General features: G+C 70.5%; 22 protein-coding genes. 15 read left to right on the top strand and 7 right to left on the bottom strand.

Features of this window, described 5'->3' with window-relative positions; all coding sequences use genetic code 11:
- Nucleotide 1 precedes the first annotated feature (1 nt).
- The 6 genes from CLV49_RS14020 to CLV49_RS14045 are packed head-to-tail and all read left to right on the top strand — an operon-like array spanning nucleotide 2 to nucleotide 6,739.
- A complete protein-coding gene (locus CLV49_RS14020) occupies nucleotides 2-1,753 on the top strand; it encodes a dipeptide/oligopeptide/nickel ABC transporter permease/ATP-binding protein (RefSeq protein ID WP_106564091.1) in 1,752 nt (583 codons plus the stop codon).
- Nucleotides 1,750-2,538 carry an ABC transporter ATP-binding protein gene (locus CLV49_RS14025; protein ID WP_106564092.1) on the top strand — a complete coding sequence of 263 codons (789 nt, stop codon included), beginning with the start codon at nucleotides 1,750-1,752 and terminating at the stop codon, nucleotides 2,536-2,538. The genes CLV49_RS14020 and CLV49_RS14025 overlap by 4 nt, the downstream gene beginning before the upstream one ends.
- Nucleotides 2,535-4,043 carry an amidohydrolase gene (locus CLV49_RS14030; RefSeq protein WP_106564093.1) on the top strand — a complete coding sequence of 503 codons (1,509 nt, stop codon included), beginning with the start codon at nucleotides 2,535-2,537 and terminating at the stop codon, nucleotides 4,041-4,043. The genes CLV49_RS14025 and CLV49_RS14030 overlap by 4 nt, the downstream gene beginning before the upstream one ends.
- A complete protein-coding gene (locus CLV49_RS14035) occupies nucleotides 4,043-4,909 on the top strand; it encodes an alpha/beta fold hydrolase (protein WP_106564094.1) in 867 nt (288 codons plus the stop codon). The genes CLV49_RS14030 and CLV49_RS14035 overlap by 1 nt, the downstream gene beginning before the upstream one ends.
- Nucleotides 4,902-5,543 (top strand): FMN-binding negative transcriptional regulator, encoded by a 642-nt coding sequence (locus tag CLV49_RS14040; protein ID WP_106564095.1) that lies wholly within the window; start codon nucleotides 4,902-4,904, stop codon nucleotides 5,541-5,543. The genes CLV49_RS14035 and CLV49_RS14040 overlap by 8 nt, the downstream gene beginning before the upstream one ends.
- The gene (locus CLV49_RS14045; RefSeq protein ID WP_106564096.1) at nucleotides 5,540-6,739 is read left to right on the top strand and encodes a M20 metallopeptidase family protein; all 1,200 of its coding nucleotides are present in this window, start codon (nucleotides 5,540-5,542) and stop codon (nucleotides 6,737-6,739) included. The genes CLV49_RS14040 and CLV49_RS14045 overlap by 4 nt, the downstream gene beginning before the upstream one ends.
- A 106-nt stretch (nucleotides 6,740-6,845) precedes the next feature.
- Here CLV49_RS14045 and CLV49_RS14050 read toward each other — a convergent pair whose 3' ends face one another.
- Nucleotides 6,846-7,361, bottom strand: coding sequence for a nucleoside kinase (locus CLV49_RS14050; RefSeq protein ID WP_106564097.1), 516 nt, complete (start codon nucleotides 7,359-7,361; stop codon nucleotides 6,846-6,848).
- 92 nt (nucleotides 7,362-7,453) lie between these two features.
- Between CLV49_RS14050 and CLV49_RS14055 the strand changes: the two genes are divergently transcribed.
- Nucleotides 7,454-7,936: an SRPBCC family protein gene (locus CLV49_RS14055; protein WP_106564098.1), complete on the top strand. Its 483-nt coding sequence runs from the start codon at nucleotides 7,454-7,456 to the stop codon at nucleotides 7,934-7,936.
- Here CLV49_RS14055 and CLV49_RS14060 read toward each other — a convergent pair.
- A complete protein-coding gene (locus CLV49_RS14060; RefSeq protein WP_106564099.1) occupies nucleotides 7,923-8,594 on the bottom strand; it encodes an SIMPL domain-containing protein in 672 nt (223 codons plus the stop codon). The genes CLV49_RS14055 and CLV49_RS14060 overlap by 14 nt on opposite strands.
- A gap of 40 nt (nucleotides 8,595-8,634) precedes the next feature.
- Complete coding sequence (locus CLV49_RS14065) at nucleotides 8,635-9,105, bottom strand: DUF2000 domain-containing protein (RefSeq protein ID WP_106564100.1); 471 nt, start codon at nucleotides 9,103-9,105, stop codon at nucleotides 8,635-8,637.
- Between the two features lie 68 nt (nucleotides 9,106-9,173).
- On the opposite strand from CLV49_RS14065, the gene CLV49_RS14070 reads away from it, so the two are divergent.
- Nucleotides 9,174-9,668 carry an Lrp/AsnC family transcriptional regulator gene (locus tag CLV49_RS14070; protein ID WP_243696556.1) on the top strand — a complete coding sequence of 165 codons (495 nt, stop codon included), beginning with the start codon at nucleotides 9,174-9,176 and terminating at the stop codon, nucleotides 9,666-9,668.
- Between the two features lie 5 nt (nucleotides 9,669-9,673).
- On the opposite strand, the gene CLV49_RS14075 is transcribed toward CLV49_RS14070, so the two are convergent.
- Together CLV49_RS14075 and CLV49_RS14080 are read right to left on the bottom strand one after the other, a co-directional pair.
- Nucleotides 9,674-10,249: a TetR/AcrR family transcriptional regulator gene (locus CLV49_RS14075; protein WP_106564101.1), complete on the bottom strand. Its 576-nt coding sequence runs from the start codon at nucleotides 10,247-10,249 to the stop codon at nucleotides 9,674-9,676.
- Nucleotides 10,250-10,259: 10 nt separating this feature from the next.
- Nucleotides 10,260-11,369: an NAD(P)-dependent alcohol dehydrogenase gene (locus CLV49_RS14080; protein WP_106564102.1), complete on the bottom strand. Its 1,110-nt coding sequence runs from the start codon at nucleotides 11,367-11,369 to the stop codon at nucleotides 10,260-10,262.
- A 293-nt stretch (nucleotides 11,370-11,662) separates the two neighbouring features.
- Between CLV49_RS14080 and CLV49_RS14085 the strand changes: the two genes are divergently transcribed.
- From CLV49_RS14085 to CLV49_RS14110, 6 genes are all read left to right on the top strand, one after another.
- Entirely contained in the window at nucleotides 11,663-12,424 is a 762-nt protein-coding gene (locus CLV49_RS14085; RefSeq protein ID WP_106564103.1) for a DUF1684 domain-containing protein, read from the top strand.
- Between the two features lie 130 nt (nucleotides 12,425-12,554).
- Nucleotides 12,555-14,066: an ABC transporter substrate-binding protein gene (locus CLV49_RS14090; RefSeq protein ID WP_243696555.1), complete on the top strand. Its 1,512-nt coding sequence runs from the start codon at nucleotides 12,555-12,557 to the stop codon at nucleotides 14,064-14,066.
- 15 nt (nucleotides 14,067-14,081) lie between these two features.
- Nucleotides 14,082-15,047 carry an ABC transporter permease gene (locus CLV49_RS14095; RefSeq protein WP_342352644.1) on the top strand — a complete coding sequence of 322 codons (966 nt, stop codon included), beginning with the start codon at nucleotides 14,082-14,084 and terminating at the stop codon, nucleotides 15,045-15,047.
- On the top strand, nucleotides 15,044-15,913 hold the full coding sequence (locus CLV49_RS14100) for an ABC transporter permease (RefSeq protein ID WP_106564105.1): 870 nt from the start codon (nucleotides 15,044-15,046) through the stop codon (nucleotides 15,911-15,913). The genes CLV49_RS14095 and CLV49_RS14100 overlap by 4 nt, the downstream gene beginning before the upstream one ends.
- The gene (locus tag CLV49_RS14105) at nucleotides 15,910-16,743 is read left to right on the top strand and encodes an ABC transporter ATP-binding protein (RefSeq protein WP_106564106.1); all 834 of its coding nucleotides are present in this window, start codon (nucleotides 15,910-15,912) and stop codon (nucleotides 16,741-16,743) included. Before CLV49_RS14100 ends, CLV49_RS14105 begins: the two co-directional genes overlap by 4 nt.
- Entirely contained in the window at nucleotides 16,740-17,522 is a 783-nt protein-coding gene (locus CLV49_RS14110) for an ABC transporter ATP-binding protein (RefSeq protein WP_106564107.1), read from the top strand. The genes CLV49_RS14105 and CLV49_RS14110 overlap by 4 nt, the downstream gene beginning before the upstream one ends.
- Nucleotides 17,523-17,526: 4 nt before the next feature.
- Here CLV49_RS14110 and CLV49_RS14115 read toward each other — a convergent pair whose 3' ends face one another.
- Nucleotides 17,527-18,054, bottom strand: coding sequence for a hypothetical protein (locus CLV49_RS14115; protein WP_127054264.1), 528 nt, complete (start codon nucleotides 18,052-18,054; stop codon nucleotides 17,527-17,529).
- Between the two features lie 47 nt (nucleotides 18,055-18,101).
- The gene (locus CLV49_RS14120) at nucleotides 18,102-18,923 is read right to left on the bottom strand and encodes a DeoR/GlpR family DNA-binding transcription regulator (protein ID WP_106564109.1); all 822 of its coding nucleotides are present in this window, start codon (nucleotides 18,921-18,923) and stop codon (nucleotides 18,102-18,104) included.
- Nucleotides 18,924-19,208: 285 nt separating this feature from the next.
- Here CLV49_RS14120 and CLV49_RS14125 point away from each other — a divergent pair, with 285 nt between their 5' ends.
- The gene (locus CLV49_RS14125) at nucleotides 19,209-20,453 is read left to right on the top strand and encodes an ABC transporter substrate-binding protein (protein ID WP_243696553.1); all 1,245 of its coding nucleotides are present in this window, start codon (nucleotides 19,209-19,211) and stop codon (nucleotides 20,451-20,453) included.
- The last annotated feature ends 5 nt before the right edge of the window (nucleotides 20,454-20,458 follow it).

The raw sequence follows: 20,458 nt of genomic DNA on the forward strand, positions 1-20,458 counted from the left end.
CATGCGCACCCGACTCGCCCGCACCCTCTTCACGCCGCAAGGCATCGCCGTCTCGATCGGTGTTCTCGCCGTGCTGTTCGCGACGGTCCTCGGTCCGATCCTCTTCGGCGACGCGGCGAGCGCCCGCGACATCGCGTCCCGTCAGCAGGGCGCGAGCCTCGCCCACCCGTTCGGCACCGACGAGCTCGGGCGAGACCTGCTCGCCCGGGTGATCGTCGCGACACGCGTCTCCGTGCTCCTCACCCTGGGGGCGACGGGCATCTCGGTGGCGGGAGGCGTGCTCGTCGGCGTCATCGCCGCCGTGCTTCCCTCCCTCGCGCGCCGTGCCGTGAACGCGTTCATCGACATCCTGCTGTCGTTCCCGTGGCTGCTGCTCGCCCTCTTCTTCTCCGTCATCTGGGGCACCACGGCGACGGGCGCGATGCTCGCCGTGGGTTTCGCGGGCATCCCGGTGTTCGGTCGTCTCATCTCGACGCTCGCGTCGTCGGTCGCGGGAAGCGACTTCGTGCACGCCGCCCGCATCCTCGGCAGCGGACCGCTGCGCACGGCCGCGCGCCACGTGCTTCCGAACATCCTGCCGCCGCTCCTCGTCAACATGGCCGTGCACGCCTCGGTGACCCTGTTGTCGTTCGCCGCCCTGTCCTTCCTCGGTCTCGGGGTCCAGGCCCCGGAGTACGACTGGGGCCGACTGCTCAACGAGGGCTCCCGGCGTATCTACGTCGACCCGATGGCCGCAATCGGTCCCGGCATCGCGATCGTCCTCACGGGTGTGGTGTTCGCGCTGCTCGGCGAGTTGTTCAGCGAGCGGCGCCGCAACGCGCCGCTCCGGGCGATCCGGCGCCGCACGCGCGCCGAGACGCGGGCGATCCCCGTGGTGTCGGACACCGAGCCCGTCGTGCGGGCGTCCGATCTCCGCGTCTCGTTCCGCACGGAGGACGGCGGGATCGTCGAGCGCGTGCACGGCGTGAGCCTGTCGATCGATCCCGGTGAGATCGTGGGGATCGTGGGGGAGTCCGGGTCGGGCAAGTCCGTCACGGCGATGGCGATCGCCGGCCTCCTCGGTCCCGATTCGCTCGTCGAGAGCGACGACCTCCACTTCCGCGGCATCGACATGACCGTGGAGCCGACGGCGGCAGAGCGCCGGCGACTCGGTCTCGAGCAGGCGATGATCTTCCAGGACCCGCTCAGCTCGCTCAACCCGTCGCTCTCCGTCGGTCGCCAGCTGCGCGAGGTGAGCGAGATCCATGGTCGCGTGCCGCGCGCGGCCGCCATCCGACGGGCCGTCGACGCCCTCGGCCTCGTTCGCATCCCCGAGCCGGAGCGACGCCTCCGCCAGCTTCCGCACGAGTTCTCGGGCGGCATGCGGCAACGAGCGATGATCGCGATGGGGCTCATGGGCTCGCCTCGGCTCATCATCGCCGACGAGCCGACCACGGCCCTCGACGTGACGGTGCAGCGGCAGGTGCTGCGGGCGCTCCGCGACGCCCAGCGATCGACGGGGGCGGCGATCCTGCTCATCTCGCACGACATCGCCCTCGTGAGCGGCTTCTGCGACCGGGTGATCGTGATGCGCGACGGTCGCGTCGTGGAGGAACTCGCGGCGGACCGCCTCGACCAGGCCCGTCACCCCTACACGCGCGGCCTCATCGCGTGTGTGCCCGACATGGCGACGGACCGATCCACACCGTTGCCCGTCATACCCGCCGACACCGCCGCGGTCGCCGTGGCCGACACCCCGGAGGTGCGCGCATGAGCGAGCTCGAGTTCCGCGACGTGAGCGTGCGCTACGGGCACGGTCGCGCGTCCCAGCTCGCCGTCGATTCCGCCGACCTCGTCGTGCGCGACGGCACCACCCACGGCCTCGTCGGGGAGTCGGGGTCCGGAAAGAGCACGATGGCGCGCATCGCCGTGGGGCTCACCCCGGTGAGCGGTGGAGCGATCCTGCTCGACGGCGTGGACATCACCGATCGCAAGCCCGCGTCGCGGCTCGCCCGGCGCCGCGTGCAGATGGTGTTCCAGGACCCCTTCAGCGCTCTCGATCCGCGCATGCCCGTCGGCGTCTCGATCGCCGAGGGACTCCTCGCGACGGGACGTCGGTACTCGCGGCTCGACCGCGAGGCGCGCGTGCACGAACTGCTCGAGCGCGTGCACATCGACCCGCGCAGGGCCGGGGAGTCGCCCTCGGCGTTCTCCGGCGGGCAGCGACAGCGCATCACGATCGCTCGCGCGCTCGCGGCCGAGCCGTCCGTGCTCATCGCCGACGAGATCACGTCGGCACTCGACGTGTCGGTGCAGGGTGTCGTCTTGAATCTGCTGCGGGAGCTGCAGGAGGAACTGCAGCTCACGATGCTCTTCATCTCGCACAACCTCGCGGTCGTGCGGTACGTGAGCGACGAGGTGAGCGTCATGCGCGCCGGACGGATCGTGGAGCACGGCGACACCGAGACCGTCCTCGCCCACCCAGCCGATCCGTACACGCGCGAGCTCTTGCGCTCCGTGCCCGTGATGGGCGAGCCCCTCGAACTGGAGGACGCATGAGTACCACCCCCTCGGCCGGTCGTGGACGGACCGGCGGTCTCCTCCTGCGCGATGCGCGCCTCCTCGGCGTCGCCGAACCGCGTGACGTGCTGCTCTCCGGTGGTCGGATCGCGCGTGTCGCACCGTCGGGACTCGCGGCCCCCGGCCTTCCCGAGCTGCGCCTCGACGGGCGGCACCTCGCGCCGGGACTCTGGGACGGTCACGTGCACTTCACGCAGTGGGTCGTGCGCCGTGAGCGTATCGACCTCTCTCCCGCGGACAGCGCGGCGGCGGCCGTCGCGATCATGCGCGCGGCGCTCCCCGTCTCGGACGCCGACGTGGTCGTCGGCTACGGCTTCCGCGACGCGCTCTGGTCGGATGCCCCCACCCGTGCGGCCCTCGACGCGATCGCCCCCGATCGACCGGTCATGCTCATCAGCGGCGACCTCCACTGCGGATGGCTCAACTCGGCCGCCGGTCGCCGATACGGTCTCGACCTGCCGGATGACGGGGTGCTCCGCGAGACCGAGTGGATCGGCGCGCTCGGCGTGCACGACCGCGGGACGCAGCCGAGCCTCGACGCCTACGCCGCGGCCGCGCGGGCCGCGGCCTCCCGCGGTGTGGTGGGCGTCGTCGAGTTCGAGAACCAGGACAACGCGACGATCTGGCCGGACCGCGTCGCCGCGGGAGTCGACTCCCTGCGGGTGGAGGGGTCCGTGTGGCCTGACCGCCTCGATGAGGCGATCGCGCGGGGTCTGCGGACCGGCGACGTGCTCGACGACGCTGGGCTCGTGACCTTCGGGCGGCTCAAGATCGTCGTCGACGGCTCCCTCAACACCCGCACCGCGTACTGCTGGGCACCGTACCCGGGCCTCGACCCCGCCGACCCGCACTCCTACGGGGTGCAGAGCGTCACACCCGAGCGACTCGTGGAGCTCCTCGCCACGGCCCACGCGCACGGCATCGCGCCGGCCGTGCACGCCATCGGCGACCAGGCCAACACCCAGGTGATCGACGCGTTCGAGTCCCTGGGGATCGCGGGCGTCGTGGAGCACGCGCAGCTCGTCTCGGACGACGACTTCGCGCGCTTCGGTCGCCTCGGGCTCACGGCGAGCGTGCAACCGGAGCATGCGATGGACGACCGCGACGTGGCCGACCGGCACTGGCACGGCCGCACCGACCGGGCGTTCGCGTTCCGCTCCCTCCACAACGCTGGAGCCACGGTCCATCTCGGCTCCGACGCACCCGTCGCCCCGCTCGACCCCTGGCTCGCGATCTCCGCCGCCGTGTCACGCTCCCGCGACGGCCGTGATCCGTGGCATCCCGAGCAGAACCTCCCCGTCGACCTCGCGCTCGCCGCGAGCGCCCGTGGCCGCTTCACGATCACGGAGGGAGAGGTCGCCGACCTCGTCGTGCTCGACGCGGATCCGCTCGCCGCCACGCCCGACGCGCTCCGAAAGATGCCCGTCGCGGCGACGCTCCTCGGCGGTCGCTTCACCTGGAACGATCTGGAGGACCCGCGCTGATGCCCGACACCACGGTGGACGATGTCCGCATCCACTTCGAGGCGCTCGGTGAGGAGTCCGCCGAGCCTCTCGTGCTCATCGGCGGGGGAGCCACCCAGCTCATCGACTGGCGGGACGAGTTCTGCGCGCTCCTCGTGGCCGAGGGCTTCCGGGTGATCCGCTTCGACCACCGCGACACCGGGCTGTCCCAGCGCTTCGGCGGCGGGGTCGACGCCGTGGACGGCGGCTACTCCGTGGCCGAGGCGGCGGAGGACGTGCTGCGCGTGCTCGACACCCTCGGCATCGAGAGCGCCCACCTCGCGGGCCACTCGATGGGCGGGATCATGGCGCAGTACCTCGCGATCGACCACCCGGGCCGTGTCCGGAGCATGGCGATCCTGTCCGCGATCCCGGGGCTCGATCCCGCGTACCTCGCGCCGTCGGAGATCGCAGCGGGAGAGGCCGACCCCGTGCCGTTCCCGGCGCTCCCGCGGGAGGAGGCGATCGAGCAGTTCGTGGCCTACCAGCGGTCGATGCACGTGACCGCCTACGAGTTCGACGAGGACGACGAGCGGGAGCACGCCGCGCGCCAGATCGATCGGGGATACGAGCCGAACGGCTTCCAGCGGCACGGCGCTGCGCTCCGGCGCGCCGACGACCGGCTCGAACGGCTCCGCTCCGTGACCGTTCCGACCACGGTGATCCACGGTCGGCTCGATCCCCAGCTGCGCCCGCTCGCCGCCGAGCTCACGGCCGAGGCGATCCCGGGCGCCGACCTCCATATCATCGAGGGCATGGGGCACCGCCTCGAACGGGACCTCTGGCCCGACTACGTGGCGATGATCGCCGGCAACGCCCGGCGGGCGAAGGGACACGACCATGCGTGAGAACCCCGACTACGCCCTCACTCGAGTCGAGGACGCGAAAGCGCTCATCCGCGCCGCTCCCTGGGCCACGATGATGAGCGCCACGAGCACAGGACCCGTCGCGTCGCACTACCCGTTCATCCTCGACGAGACCGAGTCGGACGACGAGGCGATCACGCTCGTCTCCCACGTGGGCCGACCGGACGAGCGCCTGCACGAGCTCGGCTCGCGCGAACTCCTCGTGGTGTTCTACGGCCCCTCCGGCTACATCTCGCCGTCCTGGTACGAGGTGGACCCCGCCGTCCCCACGTGGGACTTCGCCACCGTGCACGCGTACGGCGTGCCCGAGATCCTGAGCGACGAGGAGAACCTCGCCGTCCTCGAACGACTCGTCGACCACTTCGAGGACCCACTGCCGAACCCGTTCCGGATGCGCGGGACCATCGCGACCTCGGCCTATGCCGAGCGCATCGTCGCGGGAACCGTGGGCTTCCGGCTCCGCGTCACGCGATTCGTCGGCAAGGAGAAGATGAGCCAGGACAAGCCCGTCGAGGTCCTCGAACGGGTCGTCGCCGCACTCGACCGGCCCGGGCCGTACGAGAACCCGGAACTCGCGGCGCGCATCCGTCTTGTGAACGGACTGCGGTCCTCGTGACCGGGGCCTTCGACGCCTCCGCCCTGCTCGACGACCTCGTCGCGGTGCGCCGGCGTCTGCACGGGGTCGCCGAGGTGGGCCTCGAGCTGCCCGACACGCAGCGCGTGCTCCTCGAACATCTGGACGGGCTCGGCCTCGAGATCACGACGGGCGACGGGCTCTCCTCCGTCACCGCGGTGCTCCGCGGCGGACGATCCGGCCCCGTCGTCCTGCTGCGCGCCGACATGGACGCGCTCCCGATCGTCGAGGCGACGGGCCTGCCGTTCGCGAGCACGAGCGGCGCGATGCACGCGTGCGGGCACGACCTCCACATGGCGGGGCTGCTCGGGGCCGTGCGGCTCCTCCACGCTCATCGGTCCGAGCTGCCGGGCACCGTCGTCTTCATGTTCCAGCCGGGGGAGGAGGGCTTCGCCGGCGGACGGATGATGATCGAGGAGGGCGTGCTCGACGCGGCGGGGGAGCGCCCCGTCGCGGCTTTCGCGGCTCACGTCGATTGCGTCACCCCGGCTGGCGCCTTCGTGACGCGATCGGGCCCGATCATGGCGAGCGCGAGCGGCCTGCGTGTGCGCGTCGTCGGCACAGGCGGTCACGCCGCGTGGCCGCAGCACGCCGTCGACCCGGTGCCGATCGCGGCGGAGATCGTGCTCGCGTTCCAGTCGTTCGTCGCGCGCCGTGTTCCCGCCACGGACCCGGCCGTCGTCTCCGTGACGCGCATCGAGAGCGAGTCCACCGCGGTCAACGTCCTCGCGACCGGCGTCGTGCTCGAGGCCAACATCCGCACGCTGTCCCGGGAGACGTTCGCGCTCGTGCGGGAGCGCCTCACCGCGCTCGCGGAGGGCGTCGCCGCGGCCCACGGCGCGACGGTCGAGATCGAGTACATCGACTCGTACCCTGTCACGATCAACGATCCGGCCGAGACGGCGTTCGTCTTCGAGGTGCTCGACGAGCTGTACGGAGCGGACCGTGTGGTGCGGCTCCCGTCCGCGTCGATGGCATCGGAGGACTTCGCCTACGTGCTCGAGCAGGTGCCCGGCACGCTCCTCTTCCTGGGCGCGCAGCCGGCCGGTGCTCCCGCGGAGGGGGCGCCAGGCATGCACTCGGAGCACGCCGTCTTCGACGACTCCGTGCTCGGTGTCCAGGCCGAGGCCCTCGCGGAGCTCGCCTGGCGTCGCCTCGACCGCACCCCGTCGCGCTGAACGCCCGCCGCGACACCGGTTCGTCAAGCGATCGCCGAGAGGTGAGCGCTGGCGGGCCAGAACCGTCGACGCCCCTCTTGGGCCATCCGCTCAGGATGCCGGATGCTCAGAGGGCGAGCGACGCCCTGCGAAGGATGACGTCGACGACCTCGGAAAGTGGGGCCTCTGCGTCGATCAGGGTGGCATTCGTCGGCAGGCCCGCGCCGGTCGCGTGCAGTCGCTGGATGAGAGCCCGTTCGTCCACTCGCCCCCGCCCGCCCCACTCGTCGGGCGGTCGGGCGTCGAGCCGTCTGTTCAGTTCTGCGGCTCCGACGACGAGGACGAAGACCTCGTCGAAGAGATGCACGAACGTGGCGACATTGCGCGACCCGCCACAGAAGAAGGTGGCGGGCTGGCTCCGGTCGGCGGCGATCGCCGCGACCTCCTCCGTCCGCCAGAGGTGGTGATCGTGCACTGCCAGCCCGACGATGTCGTTGCGCTCCTCACCGGTGCTCGGATCGCCCTGGTAGGCGAGTTCGCGATCACCGTTGATCGCCTGGACGCCGCGGCGACGCAACTCATGACAGACCGCGGTCTTGCCTGACCCGGAAACGCCCTCGATCAGATAGTTGCGTCGACCCACACCAGAAGGGTAGCGCCACGCCCGTCTCGGTTCGGGCAGGAGAGCGCGAACGTCCGTGCCGCCGTGGAACGCGCCGGTGACAGGATGGACACGTGCCCGTCGTCGAGTCCCGCCTCACCGTCCCCGTCGACCCCGCGACGGCCTTCGCGGTCTCGCAGACCACCGGCGAGATCCGGCTCCGTTGGGACCCGTTCATCCGCCGCCAGCGCTTCCTCGACGGGGCGACGACCGCGGCGAAGGACGTGCGGACGGAGACCGTCCAGCGGTTCGGGCTCCGCATGGTCACGCGGTACGTGTCGTACAACCCGCCGACGAACGTGGGGATGACGATGACGGAGGGGTCCTGGTTCTTCGAGAAGTTCGGCGCCGGGTGGAGGTTCAGCCCCGACCCGATCGACTCCGCGCGCACACTCGTCGTCTGGCGCTACAACTTCACCTGCACGCCGCGGTGGCTCGCGCCGATGGCCGAGCGCATCGGTGCCCTCATCCTGCAGCGCGACATCGACAGGCGGATCGAAGGCTTCGCGCGCGGCTGCGCCGACCCGGTCGTGCTCGAGGCGATCAGGAGGCCGTGAACCGTGCGTGGACGCGCGCCGCGATGGTGATGTCGTCCGGCTTGAGGTCGAGCCCACCCGTGTCGGCGCCGGCCTTCATCGACCGCGACATCGCGACGGCGTCGTTCGACGTCGACGGACGGCTCTCGTCCCCGAGCATGCCCGGGTCGGCGAGGGCGACCGGGTGCACGGAGGAGAGCCCGAGGCTCCGGGCGTAACCGGTGGCCTTGTCGGTCGCGTCGAGCACTGCGCGGTGCCGCGCATCCGCCGTGAGGCGCGCCCGTGTGACCTCGGTGAGCGCCCAGTCGACGCCCCCGATCGTGACGCCCTCGAGCGTCGCGAGCCGCTCGGCCCAGTCGGCGAGCCGCGAGAAGTCGCGGAACTTCGCCTCCATCGTCACGGCGGCGTGGTGCACGAGGGGGAGCTGCTTCCCCTCGTTGTTCCACGGACGCTCGCTCCACACCCGCAGGCGGTTCGCCGACCACCACGTCACGGGTCCGCTCGCTGGATCGTGGAGCTGCTGCAACTCGCCCGCGATGGCCGTCTGCAGCTGTGTCGTGCGGGCGATCACGGCCGAGCGGTCCCCGCCCTGGAATCCGGCCGTCAGCCGGATGGTCCCGCGCTCGGCGGGGTGGTGGTGGTCGAAGCCGCCCTCGATGGTGATGGTCGTCTCGCTCATGACCGCCAGGCTAGTCGGTCCCGCCGGGGGAGGAGGGGAATCAGGGGAGCAAGGGGAGGCTGCCGACGAGCCGGTCGACGCGGTTGCGGGGGCCGACGATGCTGACGGCGAGCGGCTCGAGCTGCTCGGCGGATGTCTGCGCCATCGCGGCGACGTACTCGTCGTATACGCGTGTGGCCTGGCCGAGCGCCGGCATGTCGGCGACGAACACGTCGGCCGCGGCTGACGCCTTCCGCGCGATGGTCTCGAGCTGCTCGTGCGTCGCCGCGAGCACCGTGCAGCCGGTCCATGGGAGCCCGGGATGCGAGCGTCCCTCGGCGTCCTCCACGTCCGGCCCGAGCAGGCCGGCGACCGCGCCGATCGTCGTGGCGGCGACGCACACGGCCGCGTTCGTCGCCCGTCCGGAGGGAAGGTCCGCGCTCACGGCGATGACCCACTTGAGGCGTGCCGCGCGGGTGGAGAGGGAGAGGTCGATCTCGTCGGGTGAATAGCCGATCGTGTCACTGTTCATGCGTCGAGCACCTCATGTATCCGGCTGTGATGCAAGTCGGCCGTAGATCATCCGGATAAAGTGGCTGTATGGCTGATATCGACGAACTCGACGCGGCGATTCTGGCCGTTCTCCAGCGTGATGCACGGACGTCCAATCGCGACGTCGCGGCAGCGGTCGGCGTCTCGCCGACGACCGCACTCGACCGCACCCGTGCGCTCCGCGACGCCGGCGTGATCCGCGGGGCCTCCCTCGACGTCGACCTCGCGGCCATCGGTCGTCCCGTCCAGGCGCTCGTCGCCGTGCGCATCCGTCCGCCGTCGCGACCCGTGATCGAGGAGTTCCGCGACTGGGTGGGTGCACTCCCCGAGACTCTCGGCGTCTTCGTGACGACGGGCGACCAGGACTTCATCGTGCACGTCGCGGTGCCCGACAACGACGCGCTCTACGCGTTCGTCATCGACCGGCTCACGAGTCGCGAGGAGATCGCCGACGTGAAGACGTCGGTGGTCTACAAGCACCTGCGCCGCTCGGTGGTCGCGCCCGATCCCTCCGCCGTCGTCCCCGTCCGTCGTCGCGGCTGAGGCGATCAGTAGCGGGGCCACCAGGGTGGCATCTGGTCGCGCACGGCGAGAGCGAAGTCGTCGGTGTCCGTCCGGTCCGAGAGAGCCCACGTCTCCACCGACGCGGTGAGGGCCCCGGCGGCGAACGGAACGACGACCTCGCGGTCGACGCCGCGGGCGACGCCGAGCCCGTTCCAGATGTCGAGGGCGATGTGCAGCCGACGCGTCATGAGGTCGGTGATGCTGCGCCGCAGGGGAGCGGACGCCTTCGCGTCGAGGGCCGCGCGGAAGAGCGCGCGGTCCCGGGCGACCACGGCGAGCCCGGCGGCCAGGGTCGCCTGGAAGGCACGCGCCACCTCGGTCACGCTGGCGTCCGCGCCCGGGTGCACGTCGAGCTGCTCGTCGATCTCCTCGGTGAGGAGACCGGCGAGCAGCTCCGCCACGCTCGCGGCGTGCGTGTAGAACGTGGTGCGCTGCACCCCCGCGGCTCGGCACAGCGAGGCCACGCTCACCTCGTCGAGCGGATGGGACGCGAGCGACTCCCGCAGCGCTTCGCGCAGGGCGGCGACGGTTCGGGCGCTGCGGGGGTCGGCTGCTCGCATGCTCTCCAGGTTAGGCGGGCATCGTGAGGACGGCCTTCACGGCCGCTCCCGACTGGGTGTCGGCGATCGCCCTGTCGATGTCGGCGAACGGGTAGGTCGTGACGAGACGGTCGAAGGGGAACGTCCCGGCCGCGTACATCGACAGCAGTCGCGGGATGAAGATCTGGGGCACGGAATCGCCCTCGATCGCGCCGATGAACGTCTTGCCGCCTCCCGAGACGAGGCCGAGCGGGATCGTCGCGTCCGGCTTCCCGACGCCGAGCAGCGCGATGGACGCTCCGAAGCTCGTGGCGGCGGTGAGCTGGCCGATGACGGCCGGGACGGCCGTGGTGTCGACGCCGTACGACGCACCGGCGCCTCCCGTGATCTCGAGGATGCGCGCGACGACGTCCTCGGTCCGGCCGTTGAGGGTGTGGGTCGCGCCGAGCTCGGTCGCGAACGCGAGCCGCTCGTCGAGCACGTCGACGGCGATGATCGTCGTCGCGCCGGCCGCTTTCGCGGCCATGATCGCGGACAGGCCGACAGCCCCTGTGCCCGAGACGACGATGCTCGCGCCCGCCGGAACGGCGAGGGTGTTGAGGACGGTGCCCGCGCCCGTCTGGACGCCGCAGCCGAGCGGGCCGACGAGCTCGAGGGGGACGTCGTCGGAGATCTTCACGGCGTTCCGCGCGGCGACGATCGCGTGCGAGGCGAACGAGGACTGCCCGAAGAACGATCCGTGCGTCGTCCCGCCGTCGGCGGCCGTCATCGTTCCGGAGCCGTCTTCGCGGACCCCGGCGATGTTGAGGAGCATGAAGTTGAGGCAGTAGGCCTCGCGTCCTGAGAGACAGTTGGCGCAGTGCCCGCACGAGGCGAAGGAGACGGCTACGTGGTCGCCGACGGCGAGGCCGGTGACGGAGGACCCGATCTCCTCGACGACGCCGGCTCCCTCGTGTCCGAGCACCATCGGCAGCGGGCCGGGGATGTCGCCGTGAACGACGGCGAGATCGGTGTGACAGAGACCCGTCGCGACGATGCGGACGAGGATCTCGTCCGGGCGGATGTCGTCGAGGACGACGTCCTCGAAGACGAAGGGGCCGTCCACCTGGTGGATGACGGCTGCGTGTGCTGTCGTGGTCATGACTGATGCCTTTCTCGGGTTGCGATGGTCGCTCGGCGGCGCCCGGATCGGCGTCACATCGGCGGGACCGCTGCCGATGCTACGCCTACTTTCCGACACCTGTCGATATATCCTCGCGACCGTCCCGAGATGCGTGGACGTCGCTCCCCTCGTGGGCTCCCGCGGCCGCCGACGTCCGTACGTCGCGGAGGTGGGCGGGAGAGGGGCAGATCGGGTCGATGCGCGGGAATGTAAAAGAGCGTCACGGAGTTACCGGACAGCGTCTGGTTTCTGATGGAGTGGAGCACGTGGGCATGAGTTCAGCGGTCGAGAGCACGACGCATGACGACGCGATCGTCGACTACGAGGCGTGGAAGACGCAGCGCCGCGCCGCGGTGACGGCTCCGCTCGGCAACCTCGCGCTCGTCCTCACGCACTGGAGCCCCGCCGGCGTCCCGGCCGTCTCCGACGCCGAGGCCCGCGCCGGCCAGCCAGAGGACGCCGTGCTCACGCGCCTCCAGCGCACCGACATCGACTCGGGTGAGCCGCAGGAGGGGTACCGCATCTGGCGGCAGGATTCCCCGGCCAATCAGGCGTTCGAGCAGATCGAGTCGTACGAGTACGACCCCGCCTGGGTGATCCCCGGCCGGTTCGAGCTCGTGGACGAGCAGCGCGTCGTCCCCTTCGAGCACATCAGGGACGCCGGAGCCACGCGCTCGCTCCCCGTCTCCGGCGACCTCGTCTTCGAGCTCGACGGCACCGAGTACCGCTTCGCGGCCTTCGACACGAACCACGACGGCCACGCGAGCCTGCAGCTCGTCTTCGGCGACACGACGAACGGCCGCGAGAGCTACGGCGCCGGCCGCTTCCTCTTCCTCGACCACCCCGGTGCCTCCGGCGACCTCGCACCGGGCGACAGCATCCCCATCACGATCGACTTCAACCGCGCGATCGTTCCGCCCTGCGGCTTCTCGAACCAGATGAACTGTCCGCTCCCTCCGCTGCAGAACCGGCTGCCCGTCCCGCTCCGTGCGGGGGAGAAGCGCGTGCGCTTCGCCGACGGCTTCTCGATCTGACGGAGCCCTTCCGGTTCCGACCCGCACCACCGCACCGCACCCCAGCACCTGCATCAGCACCCACTCGCGCGGCTCCCCGCCGCCCGGAGACGCTCACTGGCGGCTCCGACACCCCAGCAAAGGACCTGACGTGATCGCACGCCACCGCCGAACCCGCCTCGCGGCCACCATCGCCGCAGCCACCGCCAGCCTCCTCGTGCTCGCGGGCTGCGCCGGCGGCACCGGAGCCCCCGACTCGGCTCCCGACGCCAACGCCGAGATCATCGTGGGATCGCAGAACGAGCCCACGAACCTCGACCAGATCTTCGGCGGCAGCTCGGGCGTCACCGAGGTCTTCACCGGGAACGTCTACGAGGGCCTCTTCAAGATCACGGACGACGCCCAGGTCGAACCGCTGCTCGCGGCCGAGACCGAGGTGTCGGACGACGGCCTCACCTATACGTTCACGCTCCAGGACGCCACGTTCCACTCGGGGGCGCCGCTCACCGCCGAGGCCGTGAAGTACAGCCTCGAACGCTTCATCAGCGACGACTCGATCGCGGCCCGCAAGAGCCAGCTGAGCGTCATCGACACAGTGACGGCCGTCGACGAGAAGACCGTCGAGGTCCAGCTCTCCTCCAAGTCCATCAGCTTCACCTACAACCTCGGCTACGTCTGGATCGTGAACCCCGAGGCCGGCGACCTCACGGCGACGGCCGACGGCACGGGCCCGTACTCGCTCGGCGACTACCGCAAGGGCGACTCGATCACGCTCGACGTGAACGAGGACTACTGGGGCGACGCCACGGCGAACGGCGGCGTGGTCTACCAGTACTACGCCGACCCGACGGCCCTCAACAACGCGCTCCTCACGGGCGCGGTCGACCTCGTCACGAGCCAGTCGAACCCCGACAGCCTCTCCGAGTTCGAGGCGGGCGACTACCAGATCATCGAGGGCGCCTCGACGACGAAGGAGCTGCTCGCGTTCAACGACCGCGTCGCACCCTTCGACGACGTGAACGTGCGTAAGGCCGTCTACTCGGCGATCAACCGCGAGCAGCTGCTCGACGCGATCTGGGACGGCCGCGGCCAGCTCATCGGTTCGATGGTGCCGCCGTCGGAGCCCTGGTACCTCGACCTCGCGGACAACAACCCGTACGACCCGGACCTCGCCGCCGACCTCCTCACCGAGGCCGGCTACCCCGACGGCTTCGAGTTCACGATCGACACCCCGGAGTCCGGCGTGCACTCGACGGTCGCCGAGTTCCTCCAGACCGAGCTCGCGAAGGTCGGCGTCACGGTGGACATCAACATCATCACCGACGACGAGTGGTACCAGAAGGTGTACACGGACCACGACTTCGAGGCGACCCTGCAGGGCCACGTGAACGACCGTGACATCAACTTCTACGGAAACCCCGACTTCTACTGGGGTTACGACGACGCCGACGTCCAGACGTGGCTCACCGAGGCCGAGCAGGCCGACTCGGTCGAGCAGCAGACGGAGCTCATCACGCAGGTCAACCAGAAGATCTCGGACGACGCCGCGAGCGTGTGGCTCTACCTCAACCCGCAGCTCCGCATCGCGCGCGACGGCCTCACCGGGATCCCCGAGAATGGGTTGAACTCGCTCTTCTACGTGTACGACATCCAGGAGGCATAGGCCATCGGCCGGTACCTGCTCCGACGGACAGGATTGCTGCTGCTCGCGTTCGCGCTGGCCGTGGTGATCCTGTTCGTCGTGCTGCGGCTGCTCGGCAATCCCGTCTATGCGCTCATCAGCGTGGGGGCGACGGATCAGGAGATCGCGGCTGCGGCGGCGCGTCTCGGGGTCGACCGTCCGATCCCCGAACAGTTCCTCGACTACCTCCTGCAGCTCGCGCGCGGAGACCTCGGGCAGTCGTTCACGAACAACCTGCCCGTGGCCGACGAGATCGCCCGGCGGCTCAACGTGACACTGCCGCTCACGCTGCTCGCCTTCGTCCTGTCCGTGCTCATCGCCGTGCCGGTCGGCTTCATCGCCGCGTGGCGGTCGCGCACCTGGTACGGCACGGCGTTCTCCGCCGTCTCGCAGCTCGGCGGCGCGATCCCCGTCTTCTGGGTCGGCATCCTGCTCGTCACGGCCCTCGCGCTCAACGCCCGGATCTTCCCCGCCGGGGGCTTCCCCCGCACGGATTGGGAGGATCCGGGAGCAGCGCTCTTCTCCCTCACTCTCCCCGTGCTCACGATCGCCATCGTCTCGGGGAGCGACCTCGCGCGTTATGTGCGCAGTGCGACGCTCGACGTCCTCGGCCAGCAGTACATGCGCGCCGCGCGGGCGACGGGCCAGAGCTTCGCCGGCGCCTTCGTGCGGCACGGCATCCGCAACGGCGTCGTGCCCGTGATCTCGATCCTCGCCATCCAGCTCTCCACGACCTTCGTGGGAGCCGTGATCGTCGAGCGCGTGTTCGCGCTCCCGGGGCTCGGTGACATGCTGCTCGTGGGCATCCAGGAGCAGGACTTCCCGAGCGTGCAGGGTGTGCTCCTCTTCTCCACGACCCTCGTGCTGCTGCTCGGATTCGTCGCGGACGTCATCCAGCGGATCATCGACCCGCGGCTGCGCGCGTCCGTGTCGGGCAACCGCCGAGCGAGGGCCGTCGCATGACCGTCACCGTGCCCACCACCGCCGAGCAGCGGCCGCCCCGTCGCCGGCGGCGCTCACGGACGTCCCTCAACCTCGTCGCGGGCGGCGTACTCTTCGGGATCATCGTCGTGATCGCCGTCCTGTCGCTCGTCGCCCTGCCGTTCGACCCGAGCGACACGACGGGTGGCCGCCTCCAGCCGCCGTCGCCCGAGCACTGGGCGGGTACCGACCGCCTCGGGCGCGACCTCTTCACGCAGCTCATGATCGGCGCGCGGCTCGCCGTCCTCACGGGCTTCGGTTCCGTCGCGATCGCGGCGGTCATCGGCGTCGTCGTCGGTCTCGTCGCTGCGATGGCGGGACGATGGGTCGACGACGCCCTGTCGAGCCTCCTCGACATCGCGATCGCGTTCCCCACCCTCCTCCTCGCGATGCTCGTCGTCGCCTGGCGCGGCGCCTCCCTCGACTCGGCGATCCTCGCGATCGGCCTCGCGGGCTCCGCCGTGATCGCGAGACTCACGCGCGTCACGGCGACCCGCGTCCTCGCCCAGGACTTCGTCACGGCCTCGCGCACCTCCGGAACGGGCACGGTGCGGCTCATCGGTCTGCACGTGCTCCCGAACGTCTGGCCGACGCTCATCGTGCCGCTCGCCCTGCAGTTCGGGGGAGCGGTCGTCGCTGAGGCGTCCCTGTCGTACGTGGGCCTCGGTTCGCCGCCGCCCAACGCGTCGTGGGGGCGCATGCTGCAGGAGGCGCAGAGCACCGTGCTCGTCGCCCCGTCGGCCGCGATCCTGCCAGGGCTCCTCCTCGTGATGACGATCGTGGGCGTCAACCTGCTCGCCGACGGGCTGCGCGACGTCGCCGATCCGAGCGGACGGAGCGTCCGATGAGCGACATCCTCGCCGTGAGTCACCTGGGCGTGCACCTCGACGGTCCCGACGGCCGCCGTCTCGTCGACGACGTCTCGTTCGACCTGGCGGACGGCCAGAGGCTCGGCGTCATCGGAGAGTCCGGCTCGGGGAAGTCGCTCACGGCGCTCGCGATCCTGGGGCTCCTCGGCCACCCGCTGCGCGCCACCGGCTCGATCCGTCTCGCCGTCGGCGACGACACGGTCGACACCGTCTCCGCCCGTCAGCGCCGCCTCGACGCCGTGCGCGGGTCCGTCGTGGGCGCCGTGTTCCAGGAGCCGCTCGCCTCGCTCGACCCCCTCATGCGGATCGGCGCCCAGCTCGCGTGGCCGCTGCGGCACCACAGGGGACTCCGGGGCGACACGCTCCGCGCGGCCGTGCTCGACGCTCTCGCGGAGGTGCAGCTCGCCGAGCCGGAGCGGATCGCGCGCTCGCTCATCCACGAGGTCTCGGGAGGTCAGCGGCAGCGTGTGGCGATCGCGCTGGCCCTCGCGGCCCGCCCCCGGCTCCTCATCGCGGACGAGCCGACGACGGCCCTCGACGTCACGGTGCAGGCCGGAGTGCTCGAGCTGTTGCAGTCGGCGGTCCGCGAACGCGGGATGTCGCTCGTCTTCATCAGCCACGACCTGCCGGTCGTCGCGGGCATCGCCGACCGGGTCCTCGTGATGCGGAACGGTCGCGTGGTCGAAGTGGGGGAGACGCGTCAGATCCTCGGCGCGCCCCGGGAGGACTACACGCGCACGCTCGTCGGCGCCTCGCGTGCGCTCGACGATCTGCTCCCGAGCGATCCGCTGGAAGGTGATCGAGCATGAGCGCCGACCGGAACACCCCCGTGCTCGCCGCCGAGCACGTGCGCTTCTCCTACGGGCGGGGCGCCGAGGTGCTGCACGACGTGACGCTCGCCCTCGCCCCCGGCGAGACGGTGGGACTCGTGGGCGAGTCGGGCGCCGGGAAGACCTCCCTGCTGCGCCTGTTCCTCGGTCTCGAGACCCCGACCTCCGGCGCGGTCCGCTTCGACGGCCATCCGCTCGATCGTCGCGACGCCCGCGGGATGCGGGCGTTCCGGCGGGCGGTGCAGCCCGTGTACCAGGACCCGTTCTCCTCGCTCGATCCGCGCATGCGCGTGGGCGACTCGATCGCCGAGCCGCTGCGTTCCCTCGGGCTGCCCGGAGATCGGGACACGCGGACGGCGCGCGTCGCCGAACTGCTCGCGGCCGTCGACCTGCCGGAGGATGCGGCCGAGCGGTTCCCCGACGCGTTCTCGGGCGGTCAGCGGCAGCGCATCGCGATCGCGCGGGCGCTCGCGCCCGAGCCGCGCGTGATCCTCGCCGACGAGCCCGTGAGCGCCCTCGACACGTCCGTACGCATGCAGGTCATCGAGCTGTTCCAGCGCCTCGCACGCGAGCGCGGGATCGGCATGCTCCTCGTCTCGCACGACCTCACGATCGTCTCGGCGCTCTGCCGACGCATCGCGGTGCTCGAGGGCGGCGTGCTCGTGGAGGAGGGGGAGACGCGGCGCGTGCTCACGGAGCCGGAGCACGACTACACCCGCCGACTCCTCGCGTCCGTCCCGCGGCTCCCCGCGGTGTGACCCGTCAGGAGCCGTCGGCGCACTCCTCCGACAGCTCGTTGATGACCCAGCGGGTTCCCGCGTCGCGTTCGAGCACCGCGGTGCCGCAATCGCCGCCATCGGTGTAGACGACGAACAGGGTCGCCGAGTCGGCCGCCTCCTCCTGCACGGTGATGTCCACGTCTGCACCGATCCCGAGGCCCGCGTAGAGTGCCGCCGTGCTCGAGATCATCTCGTCGCAGTCGGACACGGCGACGCCACTGGCCGCGAGCTCCGCGATCATCCGGTCGACGAGGGCGTCCGTCATGAGCGCGCACGCTGCCTCTGTGTCGGGCTCGCGGGAGGCGGTCAGCCACGCGCGGAACGCGTCGGCCGGACCGTCCGCCTCGGTTGCTTCGGGACTCGGCTCCGTCGACGGGTCCGGCGAGGATTCCGCGGCGCTCGAACTCACTGTCGGCTCGGTCGGGGAGGTCGATGTGCAGCCCGTGATGAGGAGGACGGTCGAGGCGAGAAGGGCTGTGACCACGGCCGGTCCGAGCGTCGTTTTCCGCATGACGTCACGCTACCAAGCGGGATCCGCCGACGCGATGCACGCGTCGATCAGGGCGTGAGCACCTGCACGCCGGCGGCGGCGAGAGCGTCCTCGAGGTCGGCCGGTGGGCGGGCGTCGGTGACGAAGTAGTCGGCGCGTCCGAGCTCCGACACCTGCGCGAAGAGCCGTCGACCGAGCTTCGACGAGTCGGCGAGCACCGCGACCTTCGACGACCGCGACATCATCTCGGCCATCATCGCGGCGTCGCCGAGGTTGCTCGTGGAGAAACCGCTCGTCGCCGAGACGGCGCCGACGGAGATGAGGGCCAGGTCGCAGTGAAGGTCGACCTCCCCGCCGTTGGGGGAGGCGCCGAGTGTGACCGGCCCCGTGGTGGCCTGCGTGATCGAGCGCACGGAGCCGCCGAACACGTAGAGGTCGCGGAACACCTTGGGGGAGATCTCCGCGGGCAGCCGCAGGTTGTTCGTCGCGATCGTGAGGTCGCGGTGGTCGCGCAGATTGCGGGCGACGGCGAGGGCAGTCGTGCCGGCGTTGATGATGATGACGGAGCCGTCCTCGACGAGCCCGGCTGCTCGTTCGGCGATCGCCTCCTTCTCCTCCGGCTGCATGCGCAGACGCACGTCGAGGCCGCGATCGATCGGTGGTCGGGACGTGCCGCTGACCGCGCCTCCGTGCGTGCGCACGAGGACGCCGTCGGCGTCCAGCTGATCGAGGTCGCGTCGGATGGTGTCGATCGACACCCCGTAGCGCTCGGCCAGGATGGCGACGGTGACCTGGCCGTTCTCGGCGACGAAGTGGGCGAGGTCCGAACGGCGGCCGGCCGGGAGATGCCGGACGCGATCTCCCGAACCCTCGGCGGGGATTGTGTCCATAGGCATTGTCTAGCACACCAGGTGCTGTTTCGTGCGTCTTTTCGCGGGGCGGGTCCGTTCGGCAACGGTGGCCCGGATTCGCCGGGATAACAGCGAAGTAACGATGGCGACGACGGACGAAAGGCCTCCATTTCCCTCTTGACGAGGAGATATCGACGGGCGTACTCTCCAGAAAGCCGCATAAATCAGCAAAGAACAGCGCAATGCGGCAGATGACAGAATCCAGAATGGAGAATCATGAGCAACGGAGCTCACGGTCGCAGGCGTACCCTCAGGGTCGTCGGCATGACGGCCGCAGCTGTGACCGTCTTCACGGTCGCCGGGTGTAGCGCAGGCGGCGACGGCGGAGACGCGGGTGGCGACGTCACCCTGGAATTCGCGCAGTGGTGGGAGCCGGAGCTCCCGGACGGCGCCTTCCGCGAACTGATGGACCAGTTCGAGGAGGAGAACCCCGGCATCACGGTGGAGCTCCTCAGCGGACCGTACGCGTCCACGAAGGAGCAGCTCTTCGCCGGGGCCGCGGCCGGAACGATGTCCGACGTCGTCGGTCTCGACGGAGCATGGGTGAGCGACTTCGCCGACCAGGGCGCGATCACCGACCTCACCGCCCTCATGGACGAGGAGGGCTACGACGACAGCCAGCTCGCCAGCCAGATCCAGGTCGACGGCTCCACCTACATGATCCCGGTCGTGAACTTCGTCTACCCGATGTTCACGAACGACTCGATCCTCGCGGACGCCGGCGTCGACGCTCCGCCGACGACGCGCGACGAGTTCGCCGACGCGGCCGCCGCGATCTCGGACCTCGGTGACGACACGAGCGGCTGGGTGCTCCCTCTGTCGCTCGAGGCGCCGAACGGCATCCAGAACGACGTCATGTCGTGGGTGTGGGCGAGCGGCGGCAGCATGCTCGACGGCGGCCAGCCGGACGTCACGAACAGCGACGTCACCGAGGCCGTCGAGTACATCAAGGGCATGTGGGACGACGGAAGCATCGCTCCCGGTTCCTTCACGATGAAGGAGCAGGACAAGGTCGAGGAGTTCACGAACGGTCGCGTCGGAATGATGATCGACTCGCTCGCGCACATCAACCTCATCCGCGAGTCCAACCCGGACCTCGACTTCAGCATCTCGGCGATCCCCGCCGAGGAGGGCTACGAGGGCGAGCGCGGCATCCCTTACGCCTCGTGGGGCATCGGCGTCTCCGACGCGTCGGAGCACAAGGCCGAGGCTCTCAAGCTCGTCGAGTTCCTCATGAGCGAGGAGACGAACAGCGAACTGTCCACGATCGCGAACGCCTTCCCCGGCAACACGGAGTCGGTGCCCGAGTTCGTGAAGGACGACGACCTCTACGCGGAGGCGTTCGAGATCTACCAGGCCGGTTACCCGGCCAACGAGTTCACCGGACTCCCCGTCGCCGAGCAGCTCATGCGCACGTTCGACGAGCAGATGCAGTTGATGCTCAACGGCGATCAGACGGTCGACGAGATGCTCGAGACGACCCAGGAGACCTGGCTCTCCGAGTTCTGATCCGA

This window comes from Labedella gwakjiensis, from assembly GCF_003014675.1.
Classification (GTDB): domain Bacteria; phylum Actinomycetota; class Actinomycetes; order Actinomycetales; family Microbacteriaceae; genus Labedella; species Labedella gwakjiensis.